The organism is Sphingomonas asaccharolytica NBRC 15499, assembly GCF_001598355.1.
Classification (GTDB): Bacteria; Pseudomonadota; Alphaproteobacteria; order Sphingomonadales; family Sphingomonadaceae; genus Sphingomonas; species Sphingomonas asaccharolytica.
The window spans coordinates 23,610-40,129 of the sequence record NZ_BCYU01000040.1; the positions used below are offsets into that span (position 1 = coordinate 23,610).

A 16,520-nucleotide genomic window follows, 5' to 3' on the forward strand; every position below is an offset into this window, starting at 1 on the left:
TTTCGAAGCGAAAAGTGCGTTCGTCCCGCCTGCGGTTCCGGTCCAGCCTCTGTATCGGCGATGCCGATCGGGCCGTTGAGCCGGGGTACACGCAAGCAGAGTGCAGCTTTTCGCTGCGCTGCACAACACTATTCAACCTCAACAGGGCCTATGAGCGTAACGATGTTGCGGCAATGCAACACTTTCGGGAGATCAGCCCGGCGCGGGTGTACCGACAAGGTGCACGTCACGGCGTGGATAGGGCAGGACGATGCCATTGTCGCGGAACAGCAGCCAGAGTCGGTTGAGAACGTCGGAGCGGACGCTGCCGACCCCGCTCTCGGGGTCGTTGATCCAGACGAGGATCTCATGCTCGATGCCGATCTCGCCGAACTTGGTGAGCCAGACATTGGATTTGGGCGTATCGAGCACACGCGGGCTTTCCGTCGCCGCGCGCAGCATCAGTTCCTGCGCGAGCGGCAGGTCGCAATCATAAGCGACCGTCACCGGGATGCGGACGCGCACGTTGCGGTCGGTATAGGACCAATTCTCGACCGGCTTGGTCATCAGATCCTCGTTCGGGATCAGATGCTCCTTGCCGTCGCGCGTGATGATGCTGACCGCGCGCACGCCGATCTTGTTGACCCAGCCGACGTCCTTGTCGGCGACGACGATGACGTCGCCCGGCTTGATCGAGCGATCGAGCAACAAGATGATGCCGGCGATGAGATTGCCGACCGTCTTCTGCAGCCCGAACCCGACCGCCAGGCCAAGCGCCCCGGAAAATACCGTCAGGCTGGTCAGGCTGATGTCGAGCAAGTCGATACCGATGAAGAAGGCGAGCGCGATCGTCGCGATTCCAGCCAGCTTTTGCGCGAGCAATTTCTGCGTCGGGTCGAAGCTGCTGGTGCTGACGATGGCGTGACCGACCAGTCGATTGACCAAGCGGATCGCGGCGAGCAGGCAGATCACCGTCACCAGCACGATGATCACCCGCAGCAAAGAGAAGCGCCACGAACCGAGATCGAAGCCGATCGAATCGAGCGCATCGTTGATCGGCGCGAGTCCGCCGATCGAATGGCTGAAGATCGCGACGAACAGGACAAGCGCGACGCTCCACGCCATCCAGCGCGCCAGGTTGAGGCCGCGCAGGACCTGCGCCGCCATCCGCGCCACCGCCGCGCCGAGGAAAAAGCCGATCAACCCGGCGGCAAGCGGCGGCCATTTTCCCGCCGCCTGGAGGACAGAAAGGAGCAGCGCCGCGACGCCATGTCGTACGACGGAGGGCACGCGCGGACCGATTCCTTCGGCATGATGGCCGAGTTGGCGCTGCCACAACGCCTCGATCGGCGGGCCCAGCCACCGGCCGGCGAATACACCGAGCGCGAGCGCCGCGACGATCAATCCGACGACAATCAGGGTTTCGGTCGCCTCGCTGCCGCGCGGGACCGCCAGTCCCTGCGCGCTCAGCCAGGCGATCGCGTCGTTCATCCCTGCGCCGCGCGGAATGCCGTGAACGCCTGATCGAGATCGGCGATCAGGTCGGCCGGATCCTCGATCCCGATATGCAGCCGGACCAAGGCGCCGCCATGATCGGGTACGCCCAGGGCGCGGCGGGGATCGGCGGTGACCGCCAGGCTTTCGAAGCCACCCCAGCTAAAGCCGATGCCGAACAACCGCAGCGCGTCGATGAAGGCGGCGCGGCTGGCTTCGGTGCCATGTTTGAGCGCGAAGGCGAACAGTCCCGACGATCCCTTGAAGTCGCGGGCGAAAAATTCGTGTCCCGGGCAGCTCGGCAAGGCGGGGTGGAGCACAGTGGCAACTTCCGGCCGCTCTGCGAGCCAGCGCGCGATCTCGAGCGCGCTCGCCTCGTGCTGTTTCAAGCGCACGGCCATGGTGCGCAGGCCGCGCGATCCCAGCCAGCAATCGTCCGGGCTGGCGACCTGGCCCAGTTGAAAGCTCAGATTGCGCAGCTTGGCGAAATAGCCGGGCGCCGCGGTCACCGACCCCAACATCACGTCGGAATGGCCGACGACATATTTGGTGCAGGCGAGCACCGTCAGGTCGATGCCCTTCTCGATCGCCGGGAAGAGCAGGGGCGTTGCCCAGGTATTGTCGAGGATCGTGACGATGCCTCGTGCCTTGGCGGCGGCGACGATCGCGGGGATGTCTTGGACTTCGAACGTCAGGCTGCCCGGACTTTCGAGCAGGATCGCCTTGGTCTTGTCGGAGAACAGCTCGGCGATGCCGGCACCGATCAACGGATCGTAATGCCGCGTCGTGATGCCCATCCGCTTGAGGAAACCGGCGGCGAAGTTGGTCGTCGGGTCATAAGCCGAATCGACCAGCAGCAATTCGTCGCCCGGATCGAGCACTGACAGCAATGCAGCAGTGACGGCGGCAACGCCCGAGCAATAGAGGAAGGTATCCTCGGCGCCGGGCTCGAGTTCGGTCAGCGCGTCGGCCAGCGCCCATTGCGTCGGGGTACCGCGGCGGCCGTAATAGAGCCGGTGGCGCGTATCGCCGCGCCCGGTCTCACGCAGATGCTCGACCGAATCGTAGAGGATCGTCGACGCGCGCCACACCGGCGGGTTGACGATCCCCTGCGTCCATTCCTTGCGCCGCCCCGCGGTCACCACGCGGGTAGGGGGCTTGTCGTTCTCATTGCCGGCCATCCGCCCGTGCTAGGCCGGGAAGCGCGCGCGGACAAGAATCGAGTGCCGACCCTAAGCGGCACCCATCGCCTTGGGGGTCGACATATCCGCCCCCCATTCGGACCAGCTGCCGTCGTACAGCGCGCCGTCATTGCCGAGCAGATGCGCGCCGAACAACAACACCGCGGCAGTGATGCCCGAGCCGCAGGTGGTGACCAGCGGCTTCGACAGATCGATCCCGGCCCGCTCGAACTCGGACTTGAGCGCGTCGCCGGTCTTCCACGTACCGTCATCGTTGAACAGCTGCTGATACGGCAGGTTCTTCGAGCCCGGGATGTGGCCGGCATGCGTCGCCGGGCGCGGATCGGGTTCCTCGCCGGTGAAGCGTGAGCCCGAGCGGGCGTCGAGCACCTGCTCCGCGCCGCTGTCGACATTGGCCTTCATCTGATCGAGCGTGCGGACCTGGCTGTCATCGGCCCAGACGGTGAAATGGCGGTGGCGGTGCTGCGGCTTGCCGCTTTCGACCGGGCGTCCCTCGGCCTGCCATTTGGCGAAGCCGCCATCGAGGATCGCGACGTCGTGCGCGCCGAACACGCGCAGCATCCACCAGGCGCGTGCCGAGGTGTGGTAATGCGAATTGTCGTACAGCACGATGCGGCTGCCATCGCCGAGCCCGAGCGACTGCATCCGGCTGGCGAATTTCTCGGGCGGTGGCAGCATCGTCGGCAACGGGCGGTTGAGGTCGGCGATCTCGGCAATGTCGAAGAAGACCGCCCCCGGGATGTGCGCCTTTTCGAACGCGGCCACGGGATCTCCATCCGGGCCGCCCGGCACCGAACCGAGATAGGTCGCATCGACCACACGAAGGTCGTTCGCTCCCAATTCGTTGGCCAGCCATTCGGTGGTCACCAGCGCGTCCATCATCGTCTCCTCTTACTGTCGATCAACACCAACTCGCCCGGGGAGGAAAGGGACGGCGCACGGATGTTAGCGCGGACCGGTGACGCCGTCGAGGTCGAGTAAGGGATGAATTCATTATCGCGCGGACCTCGCGCCAGCATCCGCGGCGCACGGGGTGACGTGCCGCGCACGGCCTCCTATATCCTCGCCATGAACCCAAAGCATCTCGGCCAGGCGAGCAGCCTGCCCGCATCGCCCGAAGAGGCGGTGCTCGATTATGTCCCCAATCCGCGCCAGGGCCGACCTTATCTGGTGCGCTTCACCGCGCCCGAATTCACCTCGCTTTGCCCGGTGACCGGCCAGCCCGATTTCGCGCATCTGGTGATCGATTACGTGCCAGCGGAAACCATCGTCGAATCGAAGTCGCTCAAACTGTTCCTGAGCTCGTTTCGCAACCATGCCGCCTTCCACGAGGATTGCACGGTCGGGATCGGCGAGCGGCTGACCGCCGAGATGAAGCCGCAATGGCTCCGGATCGGCGGCTATTGGTATCCGCGCGGCGGGATCCCGATCGACGTGTTCTGGCAATCGGGCCCCGTGCCCGAGGGGCTATGGCTGCCCGATCAAGGCGTGCCGAGCTATCGCGGACGCGGCTGATCACGCGATATTAACACAGGTCAACGCGAATCCTTTGTTGCAATGCAGCAAATACGCAACCATATTTCTTTCAATCCGTTCAGGGAGGTATGAGTCGGGCGACAATGCCCGGAAATTACTTGTGAAAGGGCAGAAATGGCGTCGTCGCCTCTACCACCCCGGACCAAACACGTTGCGCTGATTGGCAATTTCCTGCCGCGGCAATGCGGCATTGCGACATATACGACCGATACGTATCTCGCGCTCCAGGACCGCTTTCCCGACCTTAAGGTCGATGTCTATGCGATGGACGATCGTGCCGAAGGGTACGATTATCCGCCGGAAGTCACCGGATCGATCGCGCAGGAGGATCGCCTGGCCTATCTGGCGGCCGCGCGCGAGATCGAAGCGAGCGGCGCTCAGGCGGTTTGGATCCAGCATGAATATGGCATCTTCGGCGGGCCGGCGGGCGAGCATCTGCTCGCGTTGCTGGACCGACTGACTATTCCCGTGATCGTGACGCTGCACACGATACTGGAAACCCCCAATGACGATCAGCGTCGGGTGATGGACGGCTTGCTCAAGCGCGCCGCCCGGGTCATCGTCATGGCCGATATCGGCCGCGACATTTTGATGCGTGTCTATGGCGCCGATCCGCGGACGATCATGATGATCCCGCATGGCGTGCCCGATCGGCCGCTGGTCGATCCCGACACCATGAAGCCGCGCTTCGGTTGGGAAGGGCACAAGGTGTTGCTGACCTTCGGCCTGCTGGCGCCGAACAAGGGGATCGAAAGCGTGATCTCCGCCATGCCGGCGGTGGTGGCGGCCAACCCCGATGCGCTGTACGTAATATTGGGCGCCACGCATCCCAATTTGGTCGCGCAACAGGGCGAAGCCTATCGTGATCGGTTGAAGGCACTAGCCGCCGAAAAAGGTGTAGCTGACCATGTCCGCTTCATCGACGGCTTCCTCGAGCATGACGAACTGCTCGACTATCTTCAGGCGACCGATCTTTACGTCACGCCCTATACCAACCCCGCGCAGATCACGTCTGGCACGCTGTCTTACGCGGTCGGTGTGGGCAAGGCGGTGGTGTCGACGCCGTATATCCACGCGACCGAGATCCTGGCCGACGGACATGGCGTGATCGTCGATTTCGGCGATGTCGAAGGCTTTGCACGCGAGATTTCGCGGCTACTGGCCGACGATGCGGCGCGTACCGAACTGACGCGACGCGCTTATGCTCGCGGTCGCACGATGATCTGGCCGCGACTGGCCGAAGCCGGAATGGAAGGAATCGATGCGATCGTTGCTGCAGCCCCGCGGCGGATCAAGATCGCCAAGCCGCTGACCCCGCTCAAGCCCAGCATCGCGGCGGTCGAGCGGATGAGCGACGCGACCGGCATGTTCCAGCACGCTGTCCTTTCGGTGCCGGACTTTCGCCACGGCTATTGTATCGACGACAACGTCCGAGCGCTGATGCTGATGACCGCGATCGACGATCTCGACGAGGATCTCCGCGACAAATGGATGACGACCTATGCGGCATTCATTCAATATGCCTGGAATCCCGACAAGAGGCGTTTCCGCAACTTCATGAATTTCGATCGCACCTGGTGCGAAGAGATGGGGTCGGAGGATTCTAACGGCCGCACCATCTGGGCGTTGGGTGTCACCGCCAAGCGCGCGACGCTTGCCAAGCATCGGGATTGGGCGGCGCGATTGTTCGACGAGACGGCGGGAATCGCGTTCGAGTTGACCAGCCCACGGTCGCAGGCATTCGCGATGCTGGGCGCCGCGGCGATGCTGAGCGCGCATCCCGGCCACGCGCGATCGCGCACGATCCTGGAACGTTTCTCCGCCGATTTGGCCGACCTGCTCCAGGAAACGCGCCGGCCCGAATGGGAATGGTTCGAAATCGTTCTCGCCTATGACAATGCTCGCTTGCCCGAAGCGATGGTCCGCGCGGGCATGGCATTGGAGCGCCAGGAACTGATCGAAACCGGCCTGCGTGCACTCGATTGGATCGTGGGTCAGCAGACCAGTCCCGAAGGCCGATTCCGCGCGGTCGGCACCGAGAGTTTCGGGCGGCCTTATGAAGGGCCGTTGCCGTTCGATCAGCAGCCGCTCGAAGCGCAAGCGACGATCGATGCCTGCGCCGCTGCGTTCAAGGCGACCGGCGACGTGCGCTGGGTCGAGGAGGCGAACCGGGCGTATCGCTGGTATCTCGGCCAGAACGATCTCGACCTGCCGCTGGCGACGGTGCAGGACGGCGGCTGTTTCGATGGCCTGATGCCGGGCGGTTTGAACCGGAATCAGGGCGCCGAGTCGATTTTAGCGCTGCAATTGGCCTCTTGCGCCATTTCCGCACTTGGAAAGGCAGCCGGAACCGTGGCAGGGACGGGTCGCGCCGTCGCGTAGCAACGACACGCGGCGCCGCTTGGATCAAGGTTGCAAGCGGGATGGCCGTTGCTCGACATATTTCATCACAGCCTCAGGCTGCACGCCGACCCGTCGCGAGTCGTCGTTCGTCCATTCCATATCGGCTGGTCCCCCGTTGGCGGCGGGACCAGCCGGACCGACCGGCTGGTCCGGGCGGTCCTGGCGATGTCGGCGCAGGAAACGCGCGACGAGCTTGAGGTCGTGCTCAAGGACTTCGAGGCGCGTCACTGGCAGACGCGCCGCGTGTTCATGACGCGCTATGACGAGATCGAGGATTTGCTTGGGCTCGACGGCCGCGACATCGGCGACGAGAAACGCCAGCTGATCGGCGCCTATTTCTGCCACGAATATTCCTATGCCGCGGCGGCGCTGATGAACCCCAGCGCGGTGCCGCATTTCGACCAGACCGGCATGCCCAAGGGATCGATGCGCATCCTGATGTCGCTGCGCTCGGTGGGCGAGGGGCACATTTCCTCGGTTGCCTTCCGCGAAGGCATCATCACGTCGGACAACCAGCTCAAGCTCGCGCCCGAGCCGCCCTTCGCGACGGCAGCCGACGTCCACGGCAGCGACGAGGAGCATGTTCCGTCGGGGCCGGTGACGGTGCACCGGCATCGCGATTCGACTCTGTCCGGCACGGTGATCTTTCCGATCACCGACGCACAGTCCAAGGGGCTGGAGGACCTCCGTCTGGTCCAGTTCCGCCACGACGATGGCGAGGTCGAATGGCTTGGCACCTATACTGCCTATAACGGATCGCAGATCCAGTCGGAGCTGTTGCGCACCCGCGACTTCCGCGCGTTCGATCTGGTGCCGATGACCGGACCTGCAGCGCGCAACAAGGGCATCGCCTTGTTCCCGCGCAAGGTCGGCGGCCGGTACCTCGCGATCGGACGGCAGGATGGCGAGAATCTCTTCCTGCTCGATTCCGATCGGCTGACGCATTGGGAGGAAGGCGAACGGCTGCTCGAGCCGCGTTATCCCTGGGAGCTGGTCCAGATCGGCAATTGCGGACCGCCGATCGAACTCGACGAGGGTTGGCTGTTGCTGACGCACGGCGTTGGCGCGATGCGCAAATATTCGGTCGGCGCGGTGCTGCTCGACAAGGACGATCCGTCGAAGGTGATCGGTCGCACCGTCGAGCCGATCCTGGCGGCGAAGGATCAGGACCGCGAGGGGTACGTGCCCAACGTCGTTTATTCGTGCGGTGCGATCCGCCACGGCGACAGCTTGTTCCTGCCCTACGGCGTGGCCGACAGCTCGGTCGCGTTCGCCTTCGTGCCGATCAAGGCGCTGGTCGCGACGCTGGTCTGACTTCCAGTTTGGCCGTTGGTCCGCTCCCCTCCCGCTTGCGGGAGGGGAAGGTTTGCCGCCACGTATTGATCAGCGCACCATGTTTTTCGTGCGGCTGTAGAGCCAGGCGATCGATCCGAAGAACACCAGCAAGGCGGCGAGTTCCGCCCATTGGGCATAGCTTGCGCCCATGATCCCGGCCGGGATCTCGCCGCCGCGCGCCGCGACGAAGAACGCGAAGCCAACGCCCCACAGACTCTCACCGACGATCAGGCCGGTCGCCGCCAGCGTGCCCATCCGCTCAGCGAAGTCGGGATTGGCGGTGCGCGCGGCCCAGCGATCGTAGAAATGGCCGATCAGCGCGCCGACCGGGATCAGCAAGGTCAGCGCCATTGGCAGATAGATGCCCATGCCGACGCCGAGCGGCGGCAAGCGCATCTTGCCCATCTTGCCGAGCGTTTCGTCGATCGCGATCACGATCACGCCGATCAGCGCGCCCGTCCCGATCAGCCACCAGTCGATGCCCGAGCCAAGGATGCCTTGCGCCAGCGCCGCGATCAGCGACGCCTGGGGCGCCTGCAGCGCGTTGGGACCGGCGCCGGGCATGCCAACGAAGCCGAACGTGTTCTTGAGCAGGTCGAGCACGATCGGGATGACGAGCGAACCGAAAATCACCCCGAACACCAAGGCGACCTGTTGCTTCCACGGAGTCGCGCCGACCAATTGCCCGGTCTTGAGGTCCTGGAGGTTGTCGTTGGAGATCGTCGCCACCGAAAAGACGATGCCGGTGGTGAACAGGGCGTAAGCGATCAGCGCACTGGCGCGGTGCGGATCGGTCTGGTGCCCGAAAAAGGCGAGCAGGAGCAGCGACGCGCCGACCGCGGCGAGGATGCCGACGCCCGAGACGGGGCTGTTCGACGCGCCGATCAGGCCGGCCATATAGCCGCAGACCGATGCGATCACGACCGCAACCAGCGCGATATAGATCACGGTGCCGCCGATCACGGCAACGGCATGTTCGCGGATCGGGCCGCCGGCGGAGAACTCCCACAGCAGGACGGCGATCAACGGCAGCATCAACAGGATCGTACCGCCGACGATCGAGATCGGCAGGTCGCGTTCAGTAATGTCGAGCACTTCGCCCTGGCCGCGCGCCTTCGACGCCGCCATCGCCGACCGGATGCCACCGATGATCGGGCCCAGGATCTTGAACAAGGTCCAGATCGCCGCGACGCCGATCGTGCCGGCGCCGACGAAGCGGACTTTGTTGCGGAAGATGTCGGTGACGATCGCGTCGGTCGCGCCGGGAACATGCGCGCTGAGCCATGGCACCAGCCCGACCCAGGCGATCAGCATGCCGAAGAACATCGCCGCGCCGACCGACAGCCCGACCAGATGGCCGACGCCGATCAACGCCATCGAGAAACTGGTCGAGACACCGCTGACGCCCGATCCGAAACGGAAGTTCTTGGCAGCGTCGGCGGCAACCACCTTGAGCGTCGCGAGCAACTGGAAGCTGGCCGAGACCAGCGAGCTGATCACGATGATGCGCAAGCCCTTGGCATTCTCCTCGCCGCCATCGGTGCTGGTGCCGACCTTGAGCACTTCGGCCGCCGCGACGCCTTCGGGATAGGGCAGGTCGGAGCCGGTCACCAGCGCGCGCCGCAAGGGGACCGAGAACATCACCCCCATGATGCCGCCGGTCGCGCACACCGCGACCGTCGTCCAATAAGGAAAGCCTTGCCACCAGCCGACCAGGATCAGCCCTGGCAACACGAAGATGATCGCCGACAAGGTCCCCGCCGCCGAGGCGATCGTCTGGACGATGTTGTTTTCGACGATATTGGAGCCCGGCAGCATCCGCAGGATCGCCATCGAGATCACCGCCGCCGGGATCGACGTGGCGAAGGTCAGCCCGACCTTCAGCCCGAGATAGACGTTCGCCGCGGTGAACAGGATGGTGATGATGCCGCCCAGGATCACGCCGCGAATGGTCAGCTCGGCGATCGGGCGGGTGGTGGCGGTGATCATGCGCAAAACCCGGTTTAGTGTTCAAGGTGCCGGCGCGGCATGACCGTTGTGCGTCGGACTGTGTGTCGCCGCGCTGAACGGAAATCGCCCCGGTTGTCTGCCCGGAACGTGGCACATTATTGCGGGTCTAGGACAGAAGATTCTGCGCCGGCGGCAGCGAGGCCGTGGTGTAGTCGCTATGTAGCGACCAGCCGAGCGATGTGTAGAGCTCGCGACCAGCCGGCGTCGCGCAGAGCATCGCGTCCGCCACGCCCGATTGCCGCGCTTCGGCGGCCAGCGCGCGCATGATCGCGCTGCCCAAGCCACGGCGCTGATATTGATCGGCGGTGCGGATGCGGTCGAACACGGTAAGACCATCGACCGTCACAATACGACCGCGCGCGGCTTCCTCGCTAGCAGCGTCGAAGATATGCGCAAACGTGATGGAGTCTTCCCGAATGATGCGTAATTCGAATTCGGCTGGTAAGGCCGCCGACCGATCCAGCATGACTGACAACGGCGCGGTCATCATGTAGCCGGGTGCGGCGATGTCCCAGCCGGACGGCAACAGCGGGCGGACTGCGTCGGCCGAAGCGCACACCTTGAGGTAGAGCAACGGACGATCGATACTCGCGGCAAGCGGGCGGATCGCCTCGGCATCGACCTGCGCGAAGATGTAGCGGCCGATCTGGTCGGGCTGATCGACATGGATATACAGCCCGCAGTCGCGCGCGACCGGCATCGCGGCGCCGCGTGAAATCGCCCAGGCATCCGCCCAACGGGCGATCAGGTCGGGATCGGCAATGAGCATCGCTTGGAGTACGGCCTCTTAGTCGGACTCGGGGATCAGACCGTATTCGACGTTGAGGTCGAGCAGGCGGTGGCCATGGATCGACCTCGCCTCGATATCGACCACCACCACCAGGAAGATGTCGGGTCGGTCGGTTTCGATGATGATCTGATCGTAGCGGCCGCGCGCATCCTGATAGACGCGATCGACATCATCGAAACTCTCGACGCCAAGCGACTTGGCGTCTAGCGAATCGACATAGGGCCAGATGTCGATGTCGAGAGCGGCATCCTCGTCATCGGTGACGTCGAGCATCGGCTCGTTGAAGCACGCGGCGAATTCGGCCGCGCTCAATTCGCGCGGCGCGGTCAATCGAACCCGTTCTCGAGGAAGCGCTCGGCATAGGCGCAGTGCATCGCGATGCCCTTGGCCATGACCGATTCCTCGATCGTCATCTTGGTATTGTGAAGCGGTGGGTTCTTTGCCGGCTCGGAACCTTCGGGCGCGACGCCGATGAAGGCCATCGCGCCAGGCACTTCGCGCAGGACATAGCTGAAGTCTTCGCCGCCCATGATCGGCGCCGGCATCGGCTGCCACTGGCCGGGCTCGAGGTCCTCGGAAATCTGCTTGAGCAGCGACACCGCGCGCGGATCGCACATTGTCACCGGATAACCGTCGTCGATCCGTACATCGGCGGTGCAGCCATGCGCGATGGCGATATTCTCGGCGATCCGCTTCAGCCCTTCGCGTGCTTTTTCACGCGTCTTCTGGCTCAGCGTACGCAGCGTGCCGATCATCTGCACTTCGTCGGGGATGATGTTGTACGCGCTGCCCGCCTCGATCTTGGTGATCGACAGGACGGCGGGATCGGTCGCCGGGATCTGGCGCGCAATGAACACCGACAAGGCGGTGACGATCTCGGCGGCGACCGGGATCGGGTCCATCGCGTCGTGCGGCATCGCGGCATGGCCGCCGGCGCCACGGATGGTGAAATTGAGCGCATCGGTCGAGGCGAGCAAGGCACCGGGGCGCGTCTGGATCGCACCGGCGCGGGCATTGGGATAGATGTGGAGCGCGAAGGCGCTATCGGGGCGTTCGATGTCGAGCAGTCCGTCCTCGATCATGAAGCGCGCGCCGTGATGGCCTTCCTCGCCAGGCTGGAACATGAAGACGACGGTGCCTGGCAGGCTGTCCTTGCGGGCGGACAGGGCACGCGCGGCGCCGACTAGCATCGAGCAATGGCTGTCATGCCCGCAGGCGTGCATCGCATTGGGCACCTGGCTGGCGAAATCGAGCCCCGTCTCCTCGGGCATCGGCAGCGCGTCCATGTCGCCGCGCAACAGCACCGTGCGGCCATTGTCGCCGCCGCCGCGCAGGATAGCGATGAAGCCGGTGGTAGAAGTCGATTCGTGGATCTCGAGCGGGAGACCGTCGAGTGCTGCGCGCAGCTTGGCAGTGGTGCGCGGGCATTGGTTGCCGATTTCGGGATCAGCATGGATCGCGCGTCGCAGTGCCACCACGTCGGCGAGTTCTGCCTCGCCGGCGGCGATCCAGTCGGTGGAGAAGTCATTCATCGCTGTCGTCCTCGAGTCTCGATCGCACGCTAGAACAATTCGTTCGCGGAGGCATCATGCCGCATCGAGCGCTTCGCGTACGCGGCGACCGATATTGCTCGCGAGGCCCGGCATCGCTGCGAGGTCATGCAGTTCGGGCAAAGTCGCGCCGCCGCGATTGACGATCGTCACCAGGCGGGGAAACCCGAAGCCGGGATTGGGCCGCTCGGCGAGCACGATCTCGTCGCCCGGCGCGATCGATCCCTCGCGCAGGACGCGATAATACCAGCCCGAATGCCCGGTCCTCACCATATGCCTGCCAAGCCTTGGCTCGCCGAACGCCAGCGCGAGTTTGAAACAGGGCTGGCGCGGTTGGCAGACCTGGAGCAGCGCGTCTCCGATCGCATGGACGTCGCCGACGCAGAGATCGTCCTCGGTCATGGTGTCGACGGTCAGATTCTCGCCCATCGCACCAGCGACGAAGCGCGGCTCGAGATCGGGAAAGGCGGCCGCCCAATCGGGATAGCGCGCCGACGCATAGGCATAGACAGCTTTCTCGGGGCCGCCATGGACTGACAGATCGGCCTGATGATCGCCATCCAGACCGAGCGCGCCGGCCGCGATCGGGCTCGATACAGCGCTCTTGATGAACGCGCTTGCCACACGGTCCGGACCGAGCGGCGCGATCCGTCCCACTTGAATCGAGGCGATCCGCGCCGTCACCGGCCTTGATCGCCCGCGCCGATGAAGATCGCGCTCATGTCGTCCATGCAAAAACTCCCTCGTCCCGGCTGGGGGCGAGGGAGTTTTAGCGGGCAAGCCCTGGGGCTGCCAAGCTGCGAGGCGATCGATCAGCTCCCCTTGAGCTTGACCGCGATATACTGGCTGCCTTGGCGAGCGCGGGTCATGTAGAGGAGCAAGGTCGTCTTGCTCGCCGCCTTCGCCGCGCGGACCTGCGCGTCGAATTCGGTCGGCGTGCGCACCGGCACGCGGTTGATCGACGAGATGATGTCGCCGCGCTGCAGGCCCTTGGCCGCCGCGTCGCTCGACACGTCGACCCCGGTCACGACCACGCCGCTGACCTGGCTCGGATTGACGCCCAGCGTATTGGCGATCTGCGGGGTCAGCGCGGTCACCTGCACGCCGAGCAGATTGACGCCGGCATGGAGTTCCGGCGCGCCGTTCCCGGGGGCGCCGCCGCCATCGTCGTCGCCGTCATTGCCGCCGGTGATCGAGTTGGCGAGTTCCTCCTCGCTCGGGCGGTTGCCTACTACCGCGGTCACCGTCATCGGCTTGCCGTCACGGATGACGCCCAGTTTGGCGGCGCCGCCGGGCGGGACGTTCGCGACCAGATAAGGCAGCGTCTGTTCGGGGTTCACTTCCTGGCCGTTGACGGAGACGATGACGTCGCCCTGCTTCAGCCCCGCTTTCTCTCCGGGCCCGCCCGGCTCGACGCGGTTGACCAGCTCGCCGCGATCCTTGGGCAGGCCGAGCGTGCCGGCAATATCCTCGTCGACCGGCTGGCGGCCGATGCCGAGATAGCCGCGCTGCACCTTGCCGCCCTTGATCATCGTATCGATGATCGGCTTGGCCGAGGCGGCGGGGATTGCGAACCCGATGCCGACGGATCCTTCCGACGGCGAATAGATTTGCGAGTTGATGCCGATCACATTGCCGTTCAGATCGAACATCGGACCGCCCGAATTGCCCTTGTTGATCGCCGCGTCAGTCTGGATGAAGCGGTCATAGGCGCCGCCCTGGCCGGTGACGCGGTTGAGCGCCGAGACGATGCCCGCGGTGACGGTGCCGCCCAGGCCGAATGGCTCGCCGATCGCGATCACCCAATCGCCGACCCGCGCCTTGGTCGAATCGCCGAACTTCACGTACGGAAGGTTGGTCGCTTCGACCTTGAGTACTGCGAGGTCGGAGGCGGTGTCGCTGCCGATCACTTTCGCCACATATTCCTTGCGGTTGAACAAGGTAACGGTGATCGATTCGATCTTGCCCTTGGCCGCGGCGGTGATGACGTGCGCGTTGGTGACGATATAGCCGTCGGGCGAAACGATGAAGCCCGATCCCAGGCTCTGACCCTCGCGCGTGATCGGCTGGCCGTCATCCTGACCCTGCTGACCAAGCAATCCCCCGAACAGGTCGCCGAACGGATTGCCGCCCGTCGAGACCTGCACTTTCTGCTTGGTGGAGATGTTGACCACGGCGGGTTGCAGCTTGGCGACCATGTCGGCGAAGCTCATCGGCGCGCCGGCCTTGGGCGCAGCGGCGGAGATGGTGCCCGGCTCGTTCTGCGCGTTCTGCGCATAGGAAGGCGACAACACGGTCGTAGCGGCGCCCCCGAGCAGCAGGGCGGTAGTAATGGCGTAGGCGTAGCGCACTTGGGTGAATCCTCTTCGTCTCGATATGCCCCAGTTGGACTGTTCTTGCCCGCCGGAGCCTGAACGGCGATTGAATATGAACGAACTGCAAGGAACGTGATTGGTCAAACCCGCCAAGTTCCGATCGGTTCAGCGCGTCATTTCCCGTTGCCTTCGAATTCCTTCAGATACGAATTGTCGGGCGTCAGAATCAGGTTGGTCGATCCCGACGGCAACTTGCCGTTGGAGTCGGCGCCGAACGTGACTCGATATGACTGCATCGCGCGATAGAAGTTGTAGAAGGCGGGATCCTTGTTGAACGCTTCAGCGTAGATCTTCGCTGCCTGCGCATCGGCCTGGGCACGAATGATCGCCGCATCGCGCTGACCTTCCGAGCGGATCGTCTGCGCCTGTTGTTCGCGCGTGTTCTTCATCCGGTCGAGCGCCGATTGCAGCGGCGATCCCTCCGGATAATCGGCATGCTTGATGCGGACGTCGATGATCTGGACGCCGTAATTGCGCGCATAACGCTGCAGCGCGATCTGGATATTGTCCATCAACTGGCCGCGCTCCGGGCTGAGCAGCGCGTTGAAATCGACCTTGCCGAGTTCGGAGCGCAAGGCCGAGGCGAACAGCGGCGTCAGCTGGGCGCGTACGCGATCCTCGGTGCCCGAGGTCAGCCCCATCGACTGCACCAAACGCAGCGGATCGACGATCCGGAAGCGCGCGAACGCGTCCACCTCGAGCCGTTGCTGGTCGGTCGACAACACTGGCTGGTTGTCGAGATCGAGGTCGAGCACCCGCTTGTCGATCCAGATCAGGCGATCGACCAGCGGAATGCGCGCCATCAGCCCGGCGCCGGTTTGGCCGAGCGCTTCGCCGGGCTTCCAGCGATTGACCGTGCCGATCGGGTTCTCGAACTGGACGACGACGACCTGTTTGGTTTCAGGAACGATTGCGACCGTACTGGCGAGCAGGATCACCGCGAGCAAGGCGACGACGCCGAGCGTGATCGGGTTACGCAACCAGGTCATCAGCGTGCCTCCGCTTGCGGGGCGTCGGGCAGTTTCCTGATATTCCCGGGCACTGGCAGAAACGGCGCGATGTTGCGCGGTTCGATGATCGTCTTGTCGTTTTTAGAAAGAACGGCTTCCATCGTCTCGTAATACATGCGGCGGCGCGTCACCTCGGGTGCGACCTTATATTGCTCGTAAACGCTGTTGAACGCCGCGGCCTGGCCCTGGGCGATCGCCACCACCTGCAGCGCATAGCCGCGCGCCTGGGTGACGTTCGACTGTCGCTCGTTCTGCGCGGCGGTGACATTCTTGAACGCGTCGTTCACTTGCGCCGGGGCTGCGGCGTTGTTGAGCGCGACGTTCACGATGCGGATGCCCGACTGATAATCGTCGAGTATCTGTTGCATGGTCAGCGCGACCTGAGTCTGGATCGACAATTTGCCCGCGCCAAGCACATCGTCGAGCGTCGAATTGGCGATCGCCGCGCGCACCGCGGTCTCTGCGGTCGCCTTCACGGCGTCGTCGGGCTTGTCGAGTTCGAACACATATTTCTGCGGGTCGATGATGTTCCACTGCACCGAATAGCTCAGGTCAACCAGATTGCCGTCACGGGTCAGCACCAGATTGGGTCCGCCGCCGCCATTGTCGCTGTCGGGGAATTGGAAGGTCTGGATGCCCAGGACGTTGATTGTCCGAACCGAGGCGATCGGCGCGGGCAGCGTCCAGTTATAGCCCGGGCCGATCGTGCCCGAATAGCGGCCGAAATAGGTCACCACGCCGCGCTCCTGCGGGCCGATTACATGCAGGCTTGTGAAGGCGATCCACAGGACGACCAGCAAGCCGACGCCCGCCAGCCACAAGGATCGCCCATTGCC

The 16,520-nt window shown here is 64.3% G+C and carries 14 protein-coding genes; 3 read left to right on the forward strand and 11 right to left on the reverse strand.

Annotation, left to right across the window (positions count from 1 at the left end):
* Positions 1-192 precede the first annotated feature (192 nt).
* The 3 genes from SAS01S_RS12295 to sseA are packed head-to-tail and all read right to left on the reverse strand — an operon-like array spanning position 193 to position 3,554.
* Positions 193-1,470 (reverse strand): mechanosensitive ion channel family protein, encoded by a 1,278-nt coding sequence (locus tag SAS01S_RS12295; RefSeq protein ID WP_066808348.1) that lies wholly within the window; start codon positions 1,468-1,470, stop codon positions 193-195.
* On the reverse strand, positions 1,467-2,654 hold the full coding sequence (metC, locus tag SAS01S_RS12300; protein WP_066808349.1) for a cystathionine beta-lyase: 1,188 nt from the start codon (positions 2,652-2,654) through the stop codon (positions 1,467-1,469). Before metC ends, SAS01S_RS12295 begins: the two co-directional genes overlap by 4 nt.
* Before the next feature lie 51 nt (positions 2,655-2,705).
* A complete protein-coding gene (sseA, locus tag SAS01S_RS12305; protein WP_066808388.1) occupies positions 2,706-3,554 on the reverse strand; it encodes a 3-mercaptopyruvate sulfurtransferase in 849 nt (282 codons plus the stop codon).
* 189 nt (positions 3,555-3,743) lie between these two features.
* On the opposite strand from sseA, the gene queF reads away from it, so the two are divergent.
* The 3 genes from queF (at position 3,744) to SAS01S_RS12320 (ending at position 7,928) form a co-directional block, all read left to right on the forward strand.
* Positions 3,744-4,190, forward strand: a complete 447-nt coding sequence (gene queF, locus SAS01S_RS12310; protein WP_066808391.1) for a preQ(1) synthase — start codon at positions 3,744-3,746, stop codon at positions 4,188-4,190.
* 135 nt (positions 4,191-4,325) lie between these two features.
* On the forward strand, positions 4,326-6,593 hold the full coding sequence (locus tag SAS01S_RS12315) for a glycosyltransferase family 4 protein (RefSeq protein ID WP_066808352.1): 2,268 nt from the start codon (positions 4,326-4,328) through the stop codon (positions 6,591-6,593).
* Between the two features lie 48 nt (positions 6,594-6,641).
* Positions 6,642-7,928 carry a glycoside hydrolase family 130 protein gene (locus tag SAS01S_RS12320; RefSeq protein WP_066808355.1) on the forward strand — a complete coding sequence of 429 codons (1,287 nt, stop codon included), beginning with the start codon at positions 6,642-6,644 and terminating at the stop codon, positions 7,926-7,928.
* Between the two features lie 69 nt (positions 7,929-7,997).
* On the opposite strand, the gene SAS01S_RS12325 is transcribed toward SAS01S_RS12320, so the two are convergent.
* From SAS01S_RS12325 to hflK, 8 genes are all read right to left on the reverse strand, one after another.
* Positions 7,998-9,938, reverse strand: a complete 1,941-nt coding sequence (locus SAS01S_RS12325; protein ID WP_066808358.1) for an OPT family oligopeptide transporter — start codon at positions 9,936-9,938, stop codon at positions 7,998-8,000.
* Positions 9,939-10,065: 127 nt separating this feature from the next.
* The gene (locus SAS01S_RS12330; protein WP_066808361.1) at positions 10,066-10,728 is read right to left on the reverse strand and encodes a GNAT family N-acetyltransferase; all 663 of its coding nucleotides are present in this window, start codon (positions 10,726-10,728) and stop codon (positions 10,066-10,068) included.
* An 18-nt stretch (positions 10,729-10,746) separates the two neighbouring features.
* The gene (locus SAS01S_RS12335; RefSeq protein ID WP_066808364.1) at positions 10,747-11,079 is read right to left on the reverse strand and encodes a hypothetical protein; all 333 of its coding nucleotides are present in this window, start codon (positions 11,077-11,079) and stop codon (positions 10,747-10,749) included.
* Complete coding sequence (locus tag SAS01S_RS12340; protein WP_066808366.1) at positions 11,076-12,281, reverse strand: M20 metallopeptidase family protein; 1,206 nt, start codon at positions 12,279-12,281, stop codon at positions 11,076-11,078. Before SAS01S_RS12340 ends, SAS01S_RS12335 begins: the two co-directional genes overlap by 4 nt.
* Positions 12,282-12,335: 54 nt before the next feature.
* Positions 12,336-12,983, reverse strand: a complete 648-nt coding sequence (locus SAS01S_RS12345; protein ID WP_066808368.1) for an MOSC domain-containing protein — start codon at positions 12,981-12,983, stop codon at positions 12,336-12,338.
* 128 nt (positions 12,984-13,111) lie between these two features.
* Positions 13,112-14,650: a Do family serine endopeptidase gene (locus SAS01S_RS12350; RefSeq protein ID WP_066808371.1), complete on the reverse strand. Its 1,539-nt coding sequence runs from the start codon at positions 14,648-14,650 to the stop codon at positions 13,112-13,114.
* 137 nt (positions 14,651-14,787) lie between these two features.
* Positions 14,788-15,663, reverse strand: a complete 876-nt coding sequence (gene hflC / locus SAS01S_RS12355; protein WP_066808374.1) for a protease modulator HflC — start codon at positions 15,661-15,663, stop codon at positions 14,788-14,790.
* A partial coding sequence (gene hflK / locus SAS01S_RS12360; protein WP_157082796.1) for a protease modulator HflK occupies positions 15,663-16,520 on the reverse strand: 858 nt, incomplete at its 5' end. The genes hflC and hflK, both read right to left, overlap by 1 nt.

Coding starts and splice junctions, on each gene's coding strand:
- SAS01S_RS12315 (WP_066808352.1), top strand. CDS start 4,326: ATGGCGTCGTCGCCTCTACCACCCCGGACCAAACACGTTGCGCTGATT.
- queF (WP_066808391.1), top strand. CDS start 3,744: ATGAACCCAAAGCATCTCGGCCAGGCGAGCAGCCTGCCCGCATCGCCC.
- SAS01S_RS12325 (WP_066808358.1), bottom strand. CDS start 9,938: ATGATCACCGCCACCACCCGCCCGATCGCCGAGCTGACCATTCGCGGC.
- sseA (WP_066808388.1), bottom strand. CDS start 3,554: ATGGACGCGCTGGTGACCACCGAATGGCTGGCCAACGAATTGGGAGCG.
- SAS01S_RS12295 (WP_066808348.1), bottom strand. CDS start 1,470: ATGAACGACGCGATCGCCTGGCTGAGCGCGCAGGGACTGGCGGTCCCG.
- SAS01S_RS12330 (WP_066808361.1), bottom strand. CDS start 10,728: ATGCTCATTGCCGATCCCGACCTGATCGCCCGTTGGGCGGATGCCTGG.
- metC (WP_066808349.1), bottom strand. CDS start 2,654: ATGGCCGGCAATGAGAACGACAAGCCCCCTACCCGCGTGGTGACCGCG.
- hflC (WP_066808374.1), bottom strand. CDS start 15,663: ATGACCTGGTTGCGTAACCCGATCACGCTCGGCGTCGTCGCCTTGCTC.
- SAS01S_RS12340 (WP_066808366.1), bottom strand. CDS start 12,281: ATGAATGACTTCTCCACCGACTGGATCGCCGCCGGCGAGGCAGAACTC.